Genomic DNA, 15,785 nt, shown 5'->3' with positions numbered 1-15,785 from the left:
GGAGCAACCCCGATGAGCCCCGTGATCGTCATCGCCACCATCTCGCCCAAGCCCGGCGAGGAGCAGGCCGTCCGCGAGGCGTTCCTCGCCGCCATCCCGAAGGTCCACGGGGAGCCGGGCTGCGGCAAGTACGCCCTGCACGAGAGCACCGGCGACTCGACCGACCTCGTGTTCGTGGAGCGCTGGGAGTCGGCCGAGGCGCTCAAGACCCACGGTGCAGCCCCGGCCCTCGCCGAGGTCGGTGCCGCGCTGAAGGGCCGGCTCGCCGCCCCGCTCGACGTGAAGACCTTCACGCCGGTCCCCGCCGGCACGACCGAGCAGGGCACGATCTAGGTGTGACACTCAGCAGCTCCCTGATCGGCCTCCCCGAGATCACCGCCGCCGCCGAGCGCATCGCCGGGCACGTCGTCCGGACGCCGACGGTCGAGAGCCCGGGCCTGTCGGCGCTGCTCGGGGTGCCGGTCACGGCCAAGCTGGAGCTGCTGCAGCGCACCGGGTCGTTCAAGGCGCGCGGGGCCACGGCGAAGCTGCTGTCGCTCACGCCCGAGGAGCGGGCCGCGGGCGTCGTCGCGGTGAGCGGCGGCAACCACGGCATCGCCGTCGCCGAGATGGCCGCCGCGCTCGGGATCGACGCGGCGGTCGTGATGCCGGAGTCGGCGTCGTCGCGCACGGTCGCGGCCTGCCGGGCCACCGGGTCGGACGTGCGGCTCACCCCGGACATCGCCGGGGCGTTCGCGCTGGCCGCGGAGCTGCAGGCGGCCGGCCGGACGATGGTGCACCCGTTCGACGACCCGATCGTCGTCGCGGCGCAGGGCACCGTCGGGCTCGAGCTGGCCGACGACGCCGGCGAGCTCACGGACGTCCTGGTCAGCATCGGGGGCGGCGGGCTGATCTCCGGCGTCGCGGCGGCGCTGCGCGCCCGGCGGCCGGACGTCCGGATCTGGGGCGTGGAGACGACCGGCGCCGAGGCCATGTCCGCGGCGATCACCGCGGGCGGGCCCACGCCGGTCGCGCTGTCGTCGATCGTGACCTCGCTCAGCGCCCCGTCGGCCGCCCGGCTGACGTACGAGCACGTCACGGCCCTGGTCACGGACATCCTCGTGGTCCCCGACGCCGAGGCCGTCCGCGGCACGCTCGACCTCGCCGCGCACGCCAAGCTGTGGACGGAACCCGCCGCGGGGTGCCTCGTGCCCGCCGCGCGCCGGATCCTCGACCGGGTCGGGCCGGGCGCCCGGCTCGGGCTGGTGGTGTGCGGCGGCAACGCCACCTTCGCCGACGTCGGGGCCTGGGCGGACCGGTTCGGCGTGCGGGACTGATCGCCGGGACTGATCGCCGGGACTGATCGCCCGGGCCCGGGCGTTGCACGGGGCGTGGACACGCAGGTCGTGGTGATCGGCGCCGGGCAGGCCGGGCTCTCGGCCGCCTGGGGGCTGCGCCGCGCCGGGCTGGAGCCCGGTCCCGGGTTCGTGGTGCTCGACGCCGAGGAGGCGCCCGGCGGGGCGTGGCGGCACCGCTGGGACACCCTCCGCGTGGCCGGCGACGCCTTCTCCGCCCACCGCATCCACTCGCTGCCGGGCCTCGACTTCGCGCCCGAGGACCCCGACCGCCCCGCCAACCGGGTGGTGCCGGAGTACTTCGCGGCCTACGAGCGGGAGTTCGACCTGCAGGTCCGGCGGCCGATACGGGTGACGGCCGTGCGGTCGGTGGACGAGCTCCTCCACGTCGACACGGACGCCGGCACCTGGACCGCGCAGGCCCTGGTCAACGCCACCGGCACCTGGACCCGCCCGTTCGTCCCGGCCTACCCCGGCGCCACGGAGTTCCGCGGCCGCCAGCTGCACGCCGTGGACTTCCCCGGCCCGGAGGCGTTCGCGGGACAGCGCGTGGTCGTCGTCGGGGGCGGGACCTCGGCCGTGCAGTTCCTGCTGCAGATCGCGCCGGTCGCCGCCGCGACCACCTGGGTCACCCGCACGCCGCCGCGCTGGCGCGAGGGCCCGTTCGACGACGTCGCCGGGCGCGAGGCGGTCGCGCTCGTCGAGGAGCGGGTGCGGGCGGGCCTGCCGCCGCGGCCGGTGGTGAGCGTGACCGGCCTGCCGCTGACCCCGGCGTACCGGGAGGGGATCGAGAGCGGCGTGCTCGCCCGCCGCCCGATGTTCTCCCGCATCACCCCCGACGGTGTGGCCTGGGCGGACGGCACCACCGAGCCCGCCGACGTCATCCTCTGGGCCACCGGCTGGCGGCCGGCGGTCGGGCACCTCGCCCCGCTGCACCTGCGCTCGCCGCAGGGCGGGATCGCGCTCGACGGCACTCGCGCCGTGGCCGATCCGCGGGTGCACCTCGTCGGCTACGGGCCGTCGGCCAGCACCATCGGCGCCAACCGCGCGGGCCGGGCGGCCGCGCGCGAGATCGTCCAGCGGCTGCGGGCGCCGGCGGCAGCCTAGGCGGTCTCCTCGGCGCGGCGCTCCCGGCGCAGCATCCGGTACTCGCGGATCACCAGCACCGTGATCGCGAGGTCGAGGGCGGCGAGGAAGGGCAGCACGAGCGAACCGGTGTGGACCGCCCGGATCACCTCGTACACCACGAACAGCAGCAGGACGGCGATCGCGACCGGGTAGGCCGGCAGCCACTTGCGCAGCAGCGCCACCACCAGCGCCAGCTTCACGATTCCGTGCAGGGCCAGGTAGAGCACGGCGAACGTGCGGTCGCCGGACACGAACTCGGTGGTGCCGGCGACGAAGTGGCGCGCGAGGGTGCCGTCGGCCGGGCCGAGCAGGTCGTGGGCGAGGACCTCGGCGACGAGGTGGTGCACGGCCGCACCGGACACCGCGACCAGCACGATCGCGCCGATCAGCTCCACCGCGCCGTCGATCCCCTTGACGAGCAGGGCCAGCTTGAAGAGCCGGTCCGTAGGGGACCCGGCGACCGTGTCCTGCTCGTCGGGGCTCACCGGGTGATTCCGGTGTGGCCGAGCGAGTAGCGCCCCGGCTGGGGCCACACGCACAGCCCGTGCGGGCCGTTGCCGACGTCGATCTTCCGGATCAGGCTGCCGTCGGTCGTGGAGAGCACGTAGACCTCCCGGTCGTAGCGGCCCGAGAGCCACAGCTGGCTGCCGTCCGCCGTCACGTTGCCCATGTCCGGGCTGCCGCCGCCCGGGATGTGCCAGGTCGTGATCAGCGCGCCGGTGTAGGCGTCGAGGACGCTGATGGAGCCCTCGTGCCGGTTGGTGACGAACAGCCGCGTCGCGTCCCGGGAGAGGTAGAGGCCGTGGGCGCCGTGCCCGGTCGGGATCTCGCGGAGGACGCGCGTGGCCGCGCCGTCGAGCACCCAGAGGCCGTTCTGGTCGTGGTCGGCGACGTAGAAGACCGAGCCGTCCGGGGCGAGCTTGATGTCCTGCGGGCCCATGCGCGTGTTGCGGGTGGGCATGTCGATCGTCCGCAGCAGGGTGCGGCGCGCGACGTCGACCACGGCCACACGTCCGGCGAACTCGCAGGTGAACACGGCGGTCCGGCCGTCCGGGGTGAAGTCGGCGTGGTCGATGCCGGCACAGTCCGGGGTCGGCAGGTCGCCCAGCTGTACCCACGTGTGCGGGTCGTAGAACACCAGCCGCTTCTGTGCCTCGGCCACCGAGATCGCCGTGCTGCCGTCCGGGGTGAAGTACATGTTGTAGGGGTCCTGCACCGGGATCGGAGCGCCGGGCTTGCCCGTCACCGGGTCGAACGGCACCGCCTTGTTGAGGATGTCGTCCGTGGCGTACAGCGTGCGCATGTCCCAGGACGGCACGACGTGCTGCAGCTCGCCGCCCAGCCGGTAGGTCCCCACGACGGCGAACGTGGCCGGGTCGATCACCCGGACCTCGCCGGACTTGGTGTGCGGCACGTAGACCAGCGGTTTCGCGGCCTTCGCGGCGTCGGAGAGCATGTTCGCGCCGGCGTCGGCGTAGACGTTGCGCGCGTTGGTGACCGGAGGCATGCCGGGCAGCGCGTCACTGGCGGCGGCCGGGGCGGGTGTGGTCCCGGCCCCGGGCGACGGCGCGGGCGTCGTCGCCTCACCGCTGCACGCCGCGACCAGCACCGTCAAACCGACCACCGCCATGGCGAGTCGCCCTCGCACACCCATCACGCACGTCCCCCCAGCGCTCGAACCGCCCCGGCCCGACAGCCTGCTCGCCGTGGCCGGGGTTCCGCCAGTACCTGCCGGCCCCGGCGCGCCCGATCCCCCGAACCGATTCCTCAGCCGAATCACTCAGCCCGATCCCCTAGAGCCCGAGCAGGTCCGGGACGTCGGCGACGGAGTCGACCACCCGCTGCGGGCGCTCCCCGCCGACGCCCTCCTCGGCCTCCGGGCGGAACTTGCCGGTCCGCACCAGCACGCCGCCGATTCCGGCCGCCTGGGCGCCGAGGACGTCGGCCTCGACGTCGTCGCCGATCATCACGGCCTCCGCGGCCGCCACCCCCAGGCGCGACAGCACCGCCGCGAAGAACGCCTCCGACGGCTTCCCGAGCACCGTGGCCTCGACGCCCGCGGCCTCCTCGAGCCCGGCGAGGAAGGCGCCGGTGTCGAGCTGCAGGCCCGACGACGTGCGCCAGTACAGGTTGCGGTGCATCGCGAGCAGCGTGGCGCCCTCCTGCAGGCGGGCGAACGCGGCGTCGAGGGCCTCGTAGGTGAACTCGGGGCCCGCCCCGCCCAGCACCACCACGTCGGCGTGCTCGGTGAGGTCCACGAACCGGACGTCGCCGAGGTCGGCCGCCACGTCACCGCTGCTCAGCAGGGCCACGCGCGCGTCGGCGTGGTGGGTGCGCAGGTGCTCGGCCGTGGCGGCCGGGGCGGTGAGGACGTCGTCGACCTCGACCGGGAAGCCGGCGTCGGCGAGCGTGCCGGCGATCTCGGCGCGGGTGCGCGAGGTCGTGTTGGTGACCAGCGCGAACGGCAGGTCCGATGCGCGGATCCGGCGCAGCGCGTCGACGGCACCCTCGAGCGGCTCCCAGGACACGGTGAGGACGCCGTCGATGTCGATCAACAGGGCGCGCACGTCGGCCATCCGCGCCGCGCTCAGCCGGTCTGGACCTCGGAGCCGTCCTGGGCCCAGCGGGTGTGGAAGGCCCCCTCGGCGTCGATGCGCCGGTAGGTGTGGGCGCCGAAGTAGTCCCGCAGGCCCTGGATGAGGTTGGCCGGGCCGCGCTCGCGGCGGTAGCCGTCGTAGTACGACAGCGAGCTCGAGAAGGCCGGGATCGCCACGCCCTGCTCCGTCGCCACGGTCACGACCCGCCGCCACGCGTCCTGTGCGGTCGCCACGGCCTCGGTGAAGTACGGAACCATGAGCAGGTTGTCGAGGTCCGGGTGCTCGGCGTAGGCGTCGCGGATCCGGTTGAGGAACTGCGCGCGGATGATGCAGCCGCCCCGCCAGATCGTGGCCATGTCGCCGAGCTTGAGGTCCCAGTCGTTCTCGATCGAGGCGGCGCGCATCTGGGCGAAGCCCTGCGCGTAGGCCACGACCTTGGACGCGTAGAGGGCCTGCCGGATGTCGTCGACCAGCTGCTCGTCGGCCTTCTGCGCGGGCGACGGGCCTGCCAGGGTGGTCGACGCGGCCTTGCGCTCGTCCCGCAGCGACGAGAGGGTCCGCGCGAACACCGCCTCGGTGATGCCGGTCAGCGGGACGCCGAGGTCCAGCGCGTCCTGCGAGGTCCAGCGGCCGGTGCCCTTCTGCTCGGCCTGGTCCACGATGACGTCGACGAGCGGCCGGCCGGTCTTCTCGTCCGTCTTGGCGAGGACCTTGCCGGTGATCTCGATGAGGAAGGACTCGAGGTCGCCGGTGTTCCACTCCTCGAAGATCTTCCCGATCGCCGGGGCGTCGAGCCCGGCGACGTGGGTGAGCAGGTCGTACGCCTCGGCGATGAGCTGGATGTCGGCGTACTCGATGCCGTTGTGCACCATCTTCACGTAGTGCCCGGCGCCGCCGGGGCCGACGTGCACGCAGCACGGGGTGTCGTCGACCTTGGCCGAGATCGCGGTGAAGATCTCCTCGACCTCGGCGTAGGCCTCCGGGTCGCCGCCGGGCATGATGCTCGGCCCGAGCAGCGCGCCCTCCTCGCCGCCGGACACGCCGACGCCCATGAACCGGATGCCGTTCGCCTCGCACTCGGCCGTGCGGCGCACGGTGTCCGGGAAGTGCGAGTTGCCGGCGTCGATGATGATGTCGCCCTGGTCGAGGAGCGGGGTGAGCTCCTCGATGACCGCGTCGACGGGCTTGCCCGCCTTGACCATCACGATGATCCGCCGCGGCCGCTCCAGCGCGTTCACGAAGTCCTCGACGGACTCGGTGGCGGTGAAGTCGCCCTCGCTGCCGTGCTCGGCCATGAACTGCTCGGTCTTCGCCGTGGTGCGGTTGTGCACGGCGACCGCGACGCCGCGGCTCGCGATGTTCCGGGCCAGGTTCGCGCCCATCACCGCCAGCCCGGTGACGCCGATCCGGCTCTTCTCCGCCATGCGCTCGCTCCCTCGGTGTGGTGTCGCTCGTCGCTGCTCGTGAGTTCCGCCTGCGGGCGGCCGCGCGATCGGCGCCACCCGCTCCCGGGGGCCCATCCTGCCCCCCGGGGCGGTGCGGGGGCGACCCGCGATCGTCGCGAGGAGGTGTGATCCGCTACCCGGGGAGGCCGGCGCGCCAGAGCGTGAGGACGCGGGCGGCGACGCGGTGGTGCGCGGCGACCGCTTCGGGCGGCGGCGCGCCGAACACGGGCCCGTCGGCGCCCCAGCGGCGCAGCACGTCGGTGTCGGTGCCGTGGTCGGTGTCGAGCAGCACGTGGATCAGGGTCATGTCCGGGACCAGCACGGACAGCGCGGCGGGGGCGTCGGTGGCCGGCGGGTCCAGCACGGGCGACGGCCCGCCCGGATCGCCCGCCGCGGGCACCGGCGGCAGCAGCCGGAGCCCCAGCTCCCGCGCGGCCGCGCCGAGCACCGCGACGTCACCGGGATCGACCGTCACGTACACGAGGTGCGGGCTCAGGTGCTGCTCGCCCCGGCGGGCGGGCCGGCAGGCGGGGTCGAGGGCGGTGACGAGCCGGCGGCCGCACTCCAGCACGAGCCGCGAGGGCAGTGCGCTCACGTGGGACGATCCGGCCACGGTCGCGAGGCCCATGACCGCCGAGGAGACCAGCCGCGTCCACTCCCCCGGCGCGTACGGCAGCGCGCGGCGCACGCCCGTCCCCGGATCCACCCGGCTCACCTCCTCGTCGTCACCCAGCGTGGCGGTCGGCGGGTCCCGTGGCCATACGCGGAACTGCGTAGGCACCCTGCGTAGGCGCGTTCCCGAGGCGGCAACGGTCGGTCCCGGGTGGCAGCGGCACCGATCTACGGTGGCCCCAGGCGCGCACAGGGAGGTGGCCCGTGACCGGGTACGAGGTCGTCCTGCTCCGGCACGGGGAGACCCACGGCTACGACGGCGACCACGGGCTCACCGCCCGCGGCGAGGAGCAGGCCCGGGCGCGGGGGAAGGCGCTGGCCGCCGCACTCCCGGCGGACGTCCGGGTACACATGCCGCGCGCCCGCACCGCACGGGCGACCGCCACCGCCGCGCTGGTGCACGAGGTCCTGGTCGACGCCGGGATCGCGGCCGGCGAGCCCTATCCCGATCCCGCCTTCGACAACCTGCGCTTCTTCCTGCACGGACGGGTGGTCGACGCCTCCGTCGCCGTCCGCGAGCGCCTGGGTCTGGAGGGAGAGCTGCCGCACTGGGCGCAGGAGTACGCCCGTTTCGACTCGGACTTCCGCGAGGCCGCCGCGGCGGGCGGGCCGATCACGCACTGGATCCGCACGCCCGGTCTGTACTTCGAGCCGCCGCAGGTCGCGGCGCACCGGGTCTGGCGGGGGATCGACGCGCTGGCGCTGCCGGCGGGCGAGGTCGCCGTCGTCGCCACCCACTCGGCCCCGATGCGCGCGTTCGTGGTGACCTGCTTCGGCGACGACGAGGCGGGCGAGCCGGAGAACCTCGAGCCGGTCCGGGTGACGGCGCGGGCCGACGGCACGCGCACCGTCCGCTTCCGCGACCGCGAGCTGACCCTCGACGCCACGCCCCCGCTCCCGCCCTGGTTCGACGCGGCCTGGCTCGACGGCCACGGCCGGAACTAGATGTTGGTGGACTCCGGGGGCACGCCGTCGGGCAGCGGCGCGGCGTGGTCCGCACCGGTCGTCGCGGGCGTTCCGTCGAGATCGAGGGTGTACGAGGTCATCGACAGCGAGCCGTAGGCGTAGCCGTCGACCAGCACGTCGGCGCCGTGCCCGGCGGCCGCGCCCAGCCCGGCGAGGTAGAGGACCGGGACGAGGTGGTCCGGCGTCGGCACGGCCGCGGCCCAGTCGCCGGCCTCGCGCAGCCGCAGCACCTCCTCGGGCTCGCCGGTGAGCACGGCCCGGGCGGCCTCGTCGAACCGCTGCGCCCAGTCGAAACCGGACTCGGGCCGGCGGGCGTCCATGCCGGCGAGGTTGTGGACGACGTTGCCGCTGCCCAGCACCAGCACCCCGCGCTCGCGGAGCGGGGCGAGCCGGGCGCCGAGGTCCAGGTGGTACTCCAGCGGCTTCGTCGCGTCGATCGACAGCTGGACCACGGGCACGTCCGCCCCGGGGAAGACGTGCGCGAGGACCGACCAGGTGCCGTGGTCGAGGCCCCAGCTGTCGACGTCCGCCCCCACCCACGTCGGCTTCACGATCTCCGCGACCTCCTCGGCGAGCTCCGGCGCGCCGGCCGCCGGGTAGTCGACGGCGAACAGGTCCTGCGGGAAGCCGAAGAAGTCGTGGATCGTGCGCGGCCGCGGCATCGCGGTCACGGCGGTGGCGTTGATGTACCAGTGCGCGGAGATCACGAGCACCGCGCGCGGCCGCGGCAGCGCCTCGCCGAGGGCGCGCCAGGACTCGGTCCAACGGTTGCGCTCCAGCGCGTTCATGGGGCTGCCGTGCCCGACGAACGCCGCCGGCATGGTGGTGCTCATGGCCGGCAAGCCTAGAACGCGGGCCAGGGGATGGCGGGCCCGTAGCCCGAGGGCTCGGGGAACAGCGGCACGGCCAGCAGGAGGTCGACCCGGTCGGTGAGCGCCCGGATCTCGGACAGTGTGACGTGCGGGCCCAGCTCCTCGCCGAGGTTCCCGGCGAGCTCGGCGCGCAGCTTGGACAGCGCCTCGATCTCCGCGTCGTCGAGCTCCTCGCCGACCCAGCCCCAGAGCACCGTCCGGAGCTTGTCCTCGACGTGCATCGTCAGCCCGTGGTCGACGCCGTAGACCCGGCCGTCGTCGCCGGCCAGGACGTGCCCGCCCTTGCGGTCGGCGTTGTTGACCACGACGTCGAACACGGCCATGGCCCGCAGCCGCGGGTCGTCCGCGTGGACCAGCACCGCCGGCGCACCGTCGTCACCCCGGGCGCGCAGCACGCCGCGCCAGCCCGCCTTGACCTCCTTGGGCGAGCAGATGTCGACGAGGTCCTCGGTGGTCTCCGTCTCCACCCAGGCCTGCACCATTCCCGGGCCGAACGGACCCTCGCGCAGCACGGTCGGCGGCACGACGTGCCAGCCCGCGGCCTCGGAGATCAGGAAGCTGGCGACCTCGCGGCCGGCCAGCGTGCCGTCGGGGAAGTCCCACAGCGGGCGCTCGCCGCGCACCGGCTTGTAGACGCACTGCAGCGTGCAGCCGTCCGCCGAGACGGTGCCGAACAGGGTGGCGTTGGAGGCGTCGACCATCCGCCCGGTGACCTCGATGCGTCCCCTGCGCAGGACGTCGAGCACCGCGGGATCGCGCAGGTCGGAACCGGTCAACCGCGCTTACTCGCCCGCGCCGGAGACGTCCCCCATCGGGGAGCGCTGGTGGTAGCCGTTGAGCCGCACGCAGACGTGGCCCTGCGGGTCCAGCGGCTCCGCGCACAGCGGGCACGGGGCGCGCCCGGCCGAGACGACCTTCTCGGCCCGGTCGGCGAACTCGCGGGCCTGCACCGGGGAGAGGAACACGCGCAGCGCGTCGGGGCCCTCCTCGGTGTCGTCGAGGACGACGGACTCGTCGACCTCCTCCTCGGTCACCGCGAGCAGCTCGACCACGATGGACCTCGAGTCCGCGTCCCAGCCCAGGCCCATGGTGCCGACCCGGAACTCCTCCTCGAGCGGCACGGCGAGCGGGTCGTTGTCCGAGGACTCGATCTCCTGCCCGGTGTCGACCTCGCTGCCGAACCGCCGCGCGATCTCGGCGAGCAGCGCCTCGATCCGCTCCGCGAGCACCGAGACCTGCTGCTTCTCCAGCAGCACGCTGATCGTGCGCGCGTCCTCGATGGCCTGCAGGTAGAAGGCCCGGTCGCCGGGCTCGCCGACGGTGCCCGCGACGAAGCGCTCGGGCTGGCGGAAGACGTGGATGACGCGTGACATGGCAAAACCCAGAGTAGGCCAACCCCGCGGGCGTGGCACCCCGGTGTGGCCGACGAGCTCGTCAGGCCCCTGTGGAGCCGCCGACCACGGCGTCGGACGAGGGTTCGGCGGCCGGTTCGGGGGTGCCGTCGCCCTGCCCCTCCTCGCCCTCCTTCGGCGGCGGCGGGACCAGCGAGGCGACGTCGCCGCCGACGTCGTTGACGCGGGCGACGAACGGTCGGGTCGTCGTGTAGGTCACCACCGACATCGAGCAGGTGTCGACCACGATCCGCTGGAAGTTGTCGAGGTGGGTGGCCAGCGCGTCGGCCAGCACGGCCTTGATCACGTCTCCGTGGCTGCAGGCGACCCAGATCGCGTGGGGCCCGTGCGCGGCCGCGATCCGCCGCTCGTGGTGTCGCACCGCGGCGACCGCGCGGGCCTGCATGCCGGCGAGCCCCTCGCCGCCGGGGAACACCGCCGCCGACGGGTGCGCCTGGACGACCTTCCAGAGGTCCTCCTTGGCCAGCTCGGACAGCTTCCCGCCGGTCCAGTCGCCGTAGTCGACCTCGGACAGGTCCTCCTCGACGACCGGGACCAGGTCGCGGGCCCCGGCCAGCGGGGTCACCGTCTGCCGGCACCGCAGCATCGGCGAGGTGACGATCTCGGCGATCGGCAGTGGCGCGAGCCGGTCGACCACCGCCGCCGACTGCTCGCGGCCCTTGTCGTCCAGCTCGACGCCCGGCGTCCGGCCGGCGAGCACGCCGGCGGTGTTGGACGTCGACCGGCCGTGCCGGAGCAGGATCAGGGTGGTCACGACGATCGAGACTACGTGCCGGACCCTAGGTGGCGGAGACCGCGCCGATGGCGAGGGCCGCCATGAGCGCCACGCCGAGCGCGATCCGGTAGGCGACGAACACGTAGACGGTGTTCTTCTCGACGAACTTGAGCAGCCACGCGATCACGGCGTAGCCGACCACCCCGGCGATCACCACGGCCACGATCATCTGGGCGGGCGAGGGCCCGTCGCCCGCGAAGACGTCCGGGAGCGTGAACAGGCCCGACGCGAACACGGCGGGGATGGCGAGCAGGAACGAGAAGCGCACGGCGGCGGCCCGCTCGAGGCCCAGGAACAGGCCGACGGTGATCGTGCCGCCGGACCGGGACACCCCCGGGACCAGGGCCATCGCCTGTGCGAAGCCGAGGATGATCCCGTCCCGCATGGTCAGCTTCTCCAGCGGGCGCTCCTGCCGGCCGTAGCGCTCGGCGAGGCCCAGCAGGATGCCGAAGACCACGAGCGTGGTCGCGATCAGCCAGAGGTTGCGCGCGACCGTCTCGATCTGGTCCTTGAACAGCACGCCGAGCACGCCGATCGGGATCGTCCCGATGATGACCATCCAGGCCATCCGGTACTCCTGGGTCGCGCGCACCTCGGGGTCGCGCAGCCCGCGGAACCACGTCGCCACCAGGTTCCCGATGTCCTTGGCGAAGTAGATGATCACCGCGAGCTCGGTGCCGATCTGGGTCACGGCGGTGAAGGCGGCGCCCGGGTCGTGGCCGAAGAACAGCCCGGACACGATCCGCAGGTGCCCCGACGAGGAGATCGGCAGGAACTCGGTCAGTCCCTGGACCAGGCCGAGCACCACGACCTCGAGCCAGCTCATCGGATGTCGTCCCGGGTGGCGGTCACGGGGCGTCACGGTAGCGAGGGCGGGGTCGGCCGCCGCGGGCCCACCCCCGGGTGGCAGGCTCGTGGAGGTGCTGCGCAGGAGGGTCGGGGGGTCGGGGCTGCAGGTGTCCCGGATCGGTCTGGGCACGATGACCTGGGGCGAGGACACGGACGCGGACGGCGCGGGCGAGCAGCTCCTCGCCTTCGTCGAGGGCGGCGGGACGCTCGTCGAGACGGCCGACGTCTACGGCGACGGCACCGCCCAGGAGGTCCTCGGCGTCCATCTCGAGGCGGGCCTGGTCGACCGGGACGAGCTGGTGATCGCCGCCCGCGGCGGGCCGCCGGACGGCGCGCTGGGCCGGCAGGCGGCCCGCGGCGCCCTGTTGCACGGCCTCGACGCCACCCTGCGGCGGCTGCGCACCGACCGGCTCGACCTGTGGCAGCTGCCCGGCTGGGACCCGCAGGTCCCGCTCGAGGAGACGCTCTCGGCGATCCAGGTCGCGGTGCTGAGCGGGAAGGTCCGCTACGCCGGGCTGGTCGCCCCCGCGGGCTGGCAGCTCGCCACCGTCGCCGAGCGGGCACGTGCCCTGGGCAACGTCGTGCTCCCGGTGTCGGCGCAGGCGGAGTACTCGCTGCTGCACCGCGGCCCCGAGGCCGAGCTGCTGCCCGCGGCCCGGCACCACGGCCTGGGCCTGCTCGCCTGGGCCCCGCTCGGGCGGGGGGTGCTCACCGGCAAGTACACCGACGGCACGCCGGCGGACTCGCGCGCGACCTCGCCCCTCCTCGCGGCCTACGTCGAGGCGCGGCGCAACGAGCGCAGCGCCCGGATCGTCCAGTCCGTGCTCACCGCGGCGGACGGGCTCGGGACGTCTCCCCTGGCCGTCGCGCTGGCCTGGGTGCGGGACCGGCCCGGGGTGGCCGCGGCCGTCGTCGGGGCCCGCGACGCCGCCCAGCTCTCCGCCTCCCTGGCCACCGAGTCGGTGTCCCTGCCGCCGGAGATCAGGGCCGCGCTCGACGACGTCAGCGCCGGGCCCTGACCGGTTTGCGAAGGTCCTGCCCAACCCTGGCACCGGCCCGCGACACCCTCGTATGGTGGACGCGTAACCCCCGGTTCACCGGGGGTCGCGAGCACGGCAGGAGGTGACCGGTGGCAGGTACCGGTGCGGTGGAGGCGGTCGACGCCGACGGGAAACCCCACGTGGAGGGGGACTGGGAGTACCGCCCCCTCCGGATCGACGGCGACGTCCCCCGGCTGACCGCCGCGGTGCGCCTCGCGATCCAGGCCGAGTACGCCGGGTGGGAGCTGTCACGGGTGCGGCTCTATCCGGGCGGGGTGCGCAAGGTGTGGCTGCGCCGCCGGCGCACCGGGCAGATGCTCCCGGAGCTCTCCTACTAGTCCCGCCCGGTCTCCCAGTCCACCGGCGGTGGCGCGCCGGCGCCCTTGGGCCCGGGCACGCCGCGGAAGCCGTAGGGCGCGGGCTCGCGCCCGGGCTGCACGAACCAGCACTCGCCCGGCTCGCCGCGCTCGAGGATCGCCTCGACCGCGGCGGCCACGTCCTCGGCCGTGAGCAGCGGGAAGTCGCCGAACTGCGCCTTGGCGCGCGCGATCAGCGGGGTGTCGGCGAAGCCGGGGCACACCGCGTTGACCACGATCCCCTCCGTCGCCAGCACCGGGGCCGCCGACCGGACGTACCCGACGACGGCGTGCTTCGAGGCCGTGTAGAGCGCGTCCCCCGGCATCGGGACCAGGCCGGCGAGCGAGGCCGTGGCCACGATCCGGCCGCCCCCGGCCCGGCGCAGCGCCGGCACCGCGGCGGCCAGCCCGAAGACCACGTGGTCGAGGTTGACGCCCATGATCGCCCGGTAGCCGGCGAGGTCGAGATCCGCGATCCCGGACTGGCCCGAGGTGATGCCGGCGTTGAGCAGCACCACGTCGAGGTGCCCCTGGACCTCCTCCGCCGCCGCGACGAGTGCCGCGACGGCCTCGGGGTCGGTGACGTCGGCGACGCGGGCCGTGCCCCCGATCTCCCCGGCGACCAGCTCGGCGGCGTCCCCGTCGCGGTCGGCGACGACCACGTGCGCGCCCGCCGCGGCCAGCCGCCGGGACGCGGCCGCGCCGATGCCGGAGGCGCTGCCCGTCACCAGCGCGACCTTGCCCGTGAGATCCATCAGCAGTTCCTCAGGCTCTGTCTCATGTTCCTGCTCACGCTGTTCGCAGGAAGCGGTCGAGGACCTTGGCGCCGAACTCCAGCGCGTCGACCGGCACGCGCTCGTCGATGCCGTGGAAGAGCGAGGCGAAGTCCAGGTCCGGGGGCAGCCGCAGCGGGGCGAACCCGAAGCAGCGGATGCCCAGCTGGACGAACGACTTCGCGTCCGTGCCGCCGGAGAGCATGTACGGGACGGTCCTGGCCTCGGGGTCCTCGGTGCGCAGGGCCGCGGCCATGGCCTCGACCAGCGGGCCCTCGAACTCGGTCTCCAGGGCCGGGAGGTCCTGGATCCACTCGCGCTCGACGTCCGGGCCGAGCAGCTCGTCGACCTCGCGGAGGAAGGCGTCCCGACGGCCGGGCAGCACCCGGCAGTCGACCACGGCCTCGGCCGTCGACGGGATCACGTTGGCCTTGTAGCCGGCGTTGAGCATGGTCGGGTTCGCCGTGTCGCGGACCGTGGCGCCGACCATGCGCGCGACCGGGCCGAGCTTGGCGAAGGCGCCCTCGATGTCCTCGTCCGGGAACTCCATGCCGGTGAGCTCGCGGATCTGGTCGGCGAAGGCACGCACCGTGTCCGTCATCACCAGCGGGAACCGGTGGTTGCCCAGCCGGGCGACGGCCTCGGACAGGACGGTCACCGCGTTCTCGTCGTGCAGGAAGGAGCCGTGGCCGGGCCGACCCTTGGCGCGCAGGCGCATCCAGGCCATGCTCTTCTCGGCGGACTCGATCAGGTAGACGCGGCGGTCCTGGCCCAGGGTGAGCGAGAACCCGCCCACCTCGCCGACCGCCTCGGTCACGCCCTCGAACAGGTCCGGCCGGTGCTCCACCAGCCACTGGCACCCGTACGAGCCGCCGGCCTCCTCGTCCGCCACGAAGGCGAACACGATGTCCCGCGGCGGGACGTAGCCCTCCCGCTTGAACTGCCGGGCGACCGCGATGGTCATCGCGACCATGTCCTTCATGTCGACGGCGCCGCGGCCCCAGACGTAGCCGTCCTGCACCGCGCCGGAGAAGGGGTGCACCGACCACTCGCTCGGCTCGGCCGGCACGACGTCGAGGTGGCCGTGCACCAGCAGCGCGCCGCGCTCCGGGTCCGCCCCCTTCAGCCGACAGAACACGTTGGAGCGGCCGGGCGCCCCGGAGTCGAGCACCTCCACCTCGTAGCCGACCTCGGTGAGCTTCCCGGCGACGTACTCCGCCGCCTCCTTCTCCCCCGTGACGGTCTCCGGGTCGCCGGTGTTGGACGTGTCGATGCGGATGAGGTCCGAGCAGAGCTCGACCACCTCGTCCACCGCGCTGAGCGGGCCGGTCATGACCACGTTCCTACCACCCCGGCCCCACACCCATGCCCCTGCGCGGGCCCCGGGAGGCCTCCGCTATGCTTCAACGGTCGCACCGGGCCGGGCCCGGGCGGTGCAGGTCCGAGTGGCGGAATGGCAGACGCGCTAGCTTGAGGTGCTAGTCCCCGAGTAGGGGGTGGGGGTTCAAGTCCCCCCTCGGACACAAGATCATGGCGAGGAGTGCGCAGGTCAGCGCCCACATCGCA

Annotated in this window: 18 protein-coding genes and 1 tRNA gene; 7 read left to right on the top strand and 12 right to left on the bottom strand. The window is 74.1% G+C overall.

Annotated elements, in window-relative coordinates:
• Positions 1-12 precede the first annotated feature (12 nt).
• Genes PKE99_RS22665 through PKE99_RS22655 form a run of 3 tightly spaced genes read left to right on the top strand, consistent with a single transcriptional unit; the run spans position 13 to position 2,441 of the window.
• The gene (locus PKE99_RS22665; protein ID WP_037049052.1) at positions 13-333 is read left to right on the top strand and encodes a putative quinol monooxygenase; all 321 of its coding nucleotides are present in this window, start codon (positions 13-15) and stop codon (positions 331-333) included.
• 2 nt (positions 334-335) lie between these two features.
• Positions 336-1,316: a threonine/serine dehydratase family protein gene (locus tag PKE99_RS22660; protein ID WP_231498314.1), complete on the top strand. Its 981-nt coding sequence runs from the start codon at positions 336-338 to the stop codon at positions 1,314-1,316.
• Between the two features lie 54 nt (positions 1,317-1,370).
• The gene (locus tag PKE99_RS22655; RefSeq protein WP_037049054.1) at positions 1,371-2,441 is read left to right on the top strand and encodes an NAD(P)-binding domain-containing protein; all 1,071 of its coding nucleotides are present in this window, start codon (positions 1,371-1,373) and stop codon (positions 2,439-2,441) included.
• Here PKE99_RS22655 and PKE99_RS22650 read toward each other — a convergent pair.
• From PKE99_RS22650 to PKE99_RS22630, 5 genes are all read right to left on the bottom strand, one after another.
• Positions 2,438-2,947, bottom strand: coding sequence for a DUF2127 domain-containing protein (locus PKE99_RS22650; RefSeq protein WP_051737807.1), 510 nt, complete (start codon positions 2,945-2,947; stop codon positions 2,438-2,440). The two genes, PKE99_RS22655 and PKE99_RS22650, sit on opposite strands and share 4 nt — an antisense overlap.
• Positions 2,944-4,092, bottom strand: a complete 1,149-nt coding sequence (locus PKE99_RS22645; RefSeq protein WP_271214909.1) for a YncE family protein — start codon at positions 4,090-4,092, stop codon at positions 2,944-2,946. The genes PKE99_RS22650 and PKE99_RS22645 overlap by 4 nt, the downstream gene beginning before the upstream one ends.
• A gap of 163 nt (positions 4,093-4,255) precedes the next feature.
• A complete protein-coding gene (locus tag PKE99_RS22640; protein WP_037049056.1) occupies positions 4,256-5,038 on the bottom strand; it encodes an HAD-IIA family hydrolase in 783 nt (260 codons plus the stop codon).
• Positions 5,039-5,049: 11 nt separating this feature from the next.
• On the bottom strand, positions 5,050-6,483 hold the full coding sequence (gene gnd, locus PKE99_RS22635) for an NADP-dependent phosphogluconate dehydrogenase (RefSeq protein WP_037049057.1): 1,434 nt from the start codon (positions 6,481-6,483) through the stop codon (positions 5,050-5,052).
• A 154-nt stretch (positions 6,484-6,637) separates the two neighbouring features.
• Positions 6,638-7,210 (bottom strand): hypothetical protein, encoded by a 573-nt coding sequence (locus PKE99_RS22630; protein WP_037049058.1) that lies wholly within the window; start codon positions 7,208-7,210, stop codon positions 6,638-6,640.
• A gap of 170 nt (positions 7,211-7,380) precedes the next feature.
• Here PKE99_RS22630 and PKE99_RS22625 point away from each other — a divergent pair, with 170 nt between their 5' ends.
• A complete protein-coding gene (locus PKE99_RS22625; protein WP_037049060.1) occupies positions 7,381-8,121 on the top strand; it encodes a histidine phosphatase family protein in 741 nt (246 codons plus the stop codon).
• Here the strand turns inward: PKE99_RS22625 and ygiD are convergent.
• The 5 genes from ygiD to PKE99_RS22600 form a co-directional block, all read right to left on the bottom strand.
• The gene (gene ygiD / locus PKE99_RS22620) at positions 8,118-8,975 is read right to left on the bottom strand and encodes a 4,5-DOPA-extradiol-dioxygenase (protein ID WP_197040741.1); all 858 of its coding nucleotides are present in this window, start codon (positions 8,973-8,975) and stop codon (positions 8,118-8,120) included. The two genes, PKE99_RS22625 and ygiD, sit on opposite strands and share 4 nt — an antisense overlap.
• Before the next feature lie 11 nt (positions 8,976-8,986).
• On the bottom strand, positions 8,987-9,790 hold the full coding sequence (locus PKE99_RS22615) for an SCO1664 family protein (protein ID WP_269323033.1): 804 nt from the start codon (positions 9,788-9,790) through the stop codon (positions 8,987-8,989).
• Positions 9,791-9,796: 6 nt separating this feature from the next.
• Entirely contained in the window at positions 9,797-10,387 is a 591-nt protein-coding gene (locus tag PKE99_RS22610) for a DUF3090 domain-containing protein (RefSeq protein ID WP_037049065.1), read from the bottom strand.
• Between the two features lie 61 nt (positions 10,388-10,448).
• The gene (locus PKE99_RS22605) at positions 10,449-11,180 is read right to left on the bottom strand and encodes a histidine phosphatase family protein (protein ID WP_037049068.1); all 732 of its coding nucleotides are present in this window, start codon (positions 11,178-11,180) and stop codon (positions 10,449-10,451) included.
• Positions 11,181-11,205: 25 nt separating this feature from the next.
• Positions 11,206-12,027 carry an undecaprenyl-diphosphate phosphatase gene (locus PKE99_RS22600; protein WP_037049070.1) on the bottom strand — a complete coding sequence of 274 codons (822 nt, stop codon included), beginning with the start codon at positions 12,025-12,027 and terminating at the stop codon, positions 11,206-11,208.
• A gap of 94 nt (positions 12,028-12,121) precedes the next feature.
• On the opposite strand from PKE99_RS22600, the gene PKE99_RS22595 reads away from it, so the two are divergent.
• Complete coding sequence (locus tag PKE99_RS22595; RefSeq protein WP_037049307.1) at positions 12,122-13,069, top strand: aldo/keto reductase; 948 nt, start codon at positions 12,122-12,124, stop codon at positions 13,067-13,069.
• 110 nt (positions 13,070-13,179) lie between these two features.
• Positions 13,180-13,428 carry a DUF5703 family protein gene (locus tag PKE99_RS22590; protein ID WP_231498316.1) on the top strand — a complete coding sequence of 83 codons (249 nt, stop codon included), beginning with the start codon at positions 13,180-13,182 and terminating at the stop codon, positions 13,426-13,428.
• Here the strand turns inward: PKE99_RS22590 and PKE99_RS22585 are convergent.
• Together PKE99_RS22585 and PKE99_RS22580 are read right to left on the bottom strand one after the other, a co-directional pair.
• Entirely contained in the window at positions 13,425-14,201 is a 777-nt protein-coding gene (locus PKE99_RS22585; RefSeq protein ID WP_037049075.1) for an SDR family NAD(P)-dependent oxidoreductase, read from the bottom strand. The genes PKE99_RS22590 and PKE99_RS22585 overlap by 4 nt on opposite strands.
• A gap of 34 nt (positions 14,202-14,235) precedes the next feature.
• Positions 14,236-15,552 carry a M20/M25/M40 family metallo-hydrolase gene (locus PKE99_RS22580; protein ID WP_037049078.1) on the bottom strand — a complete coding sequence of 439 codons (1,317 nt, stop codon included), beginning with the start codon at positions 15,550-15,552 and terminating at the stop codon, positions 14,236-14,238.
• Positions 15,553-15,658: 106 nt separating this feature from the next.
• Between PKE99_RS22580 and PKE99_RS22575 the strand changes: the two genes are divergently transcribed.
• Positions 15,659-15,742 (top strand) — tRNA-Leu (locus PKE99_RS22575).
• Positions 15,743-15,785 lie beyond the last annotated feature (43 nt).

It is taken from the genome of Pseudonocardia halophobica (assembly GCF_027922425.1).
Lineage (GTDB): Bacteria > Actinomycetota > Actinomycetes > Mycobacteriales > Pseudonocardiaceae > Pseudonocardia > Pseudonocardia halophobica.
This window is presented reverse-complemented; position numbering and strand designations above follow the sequence as displayed.

Bases quoted from the DNA above. Each gene is read 5' to 3' on its own strand.
- PKE99_RS22580 (WP_037049078.1), bottom strand. From the start codon at position 15,552: ATGACCGGCCCGCTCAGCGCGGTGGACGAGGTGGTCGAGCTCTGCTCG.
- gnd (WP_037049057.1), bottom strand. From the start codon at position 6,483: ATGGCGGAGAAGAGCCGGATCGGCGTCACCGGGCTGGCGGTGATGGGC.
- PKE99_RS22610 (WP_037049065.1), bottom strand. From the start codon at position 10,387: ATGTCACGCGTCATCCACGTCTTCCGCCAGCCCGAGCGCTTCGTCGCG.
- PKE99_RS22665 (WP_037049052.1), top strand. From the start codon at position 13: ATGAGCCCCGTGATCGTCATCGCCACCATCTCGCCCAAGCCCGGCGAG.
- PKE99_RS22600 (WP_037049070.1), bottom strand. From the start codon at position 12,027: ATGAGCTGGCTCGAGGTCGTGGTGCTCGGCCTGGTCCAGGGACTGACC.
- PKE99_RS22640 (WP_037049056.1), bottom strand. From the start codon at position 5,038: ATGGCCGACGTGCGCGCCCTGTTGATCGACATCGACGGCGTCCTCACC.
- ygiD (WP_197040741.1), bottom strand. From the start codon at position 8,975: ATGAGCACCACCATGCCGGCGGCGTTCGTCGGGCACGGCAGCCCCATG.
- PKE99_RS22585 (WP_037049075.1), bottom strand. From the start codon at position 14,201: ATGGATCTCACGGGCAAGGTCGCGCTGGTGACGGGCAGCGCCTCCGGC.
- PKE99_RS22645 (WP_271214909.1), bottom strand. From the start codon at position 4,092: ATGGCGGTGGTCGGTTTGACGGTGCTGGTCGCGGCGTGCAGCGGTGAG.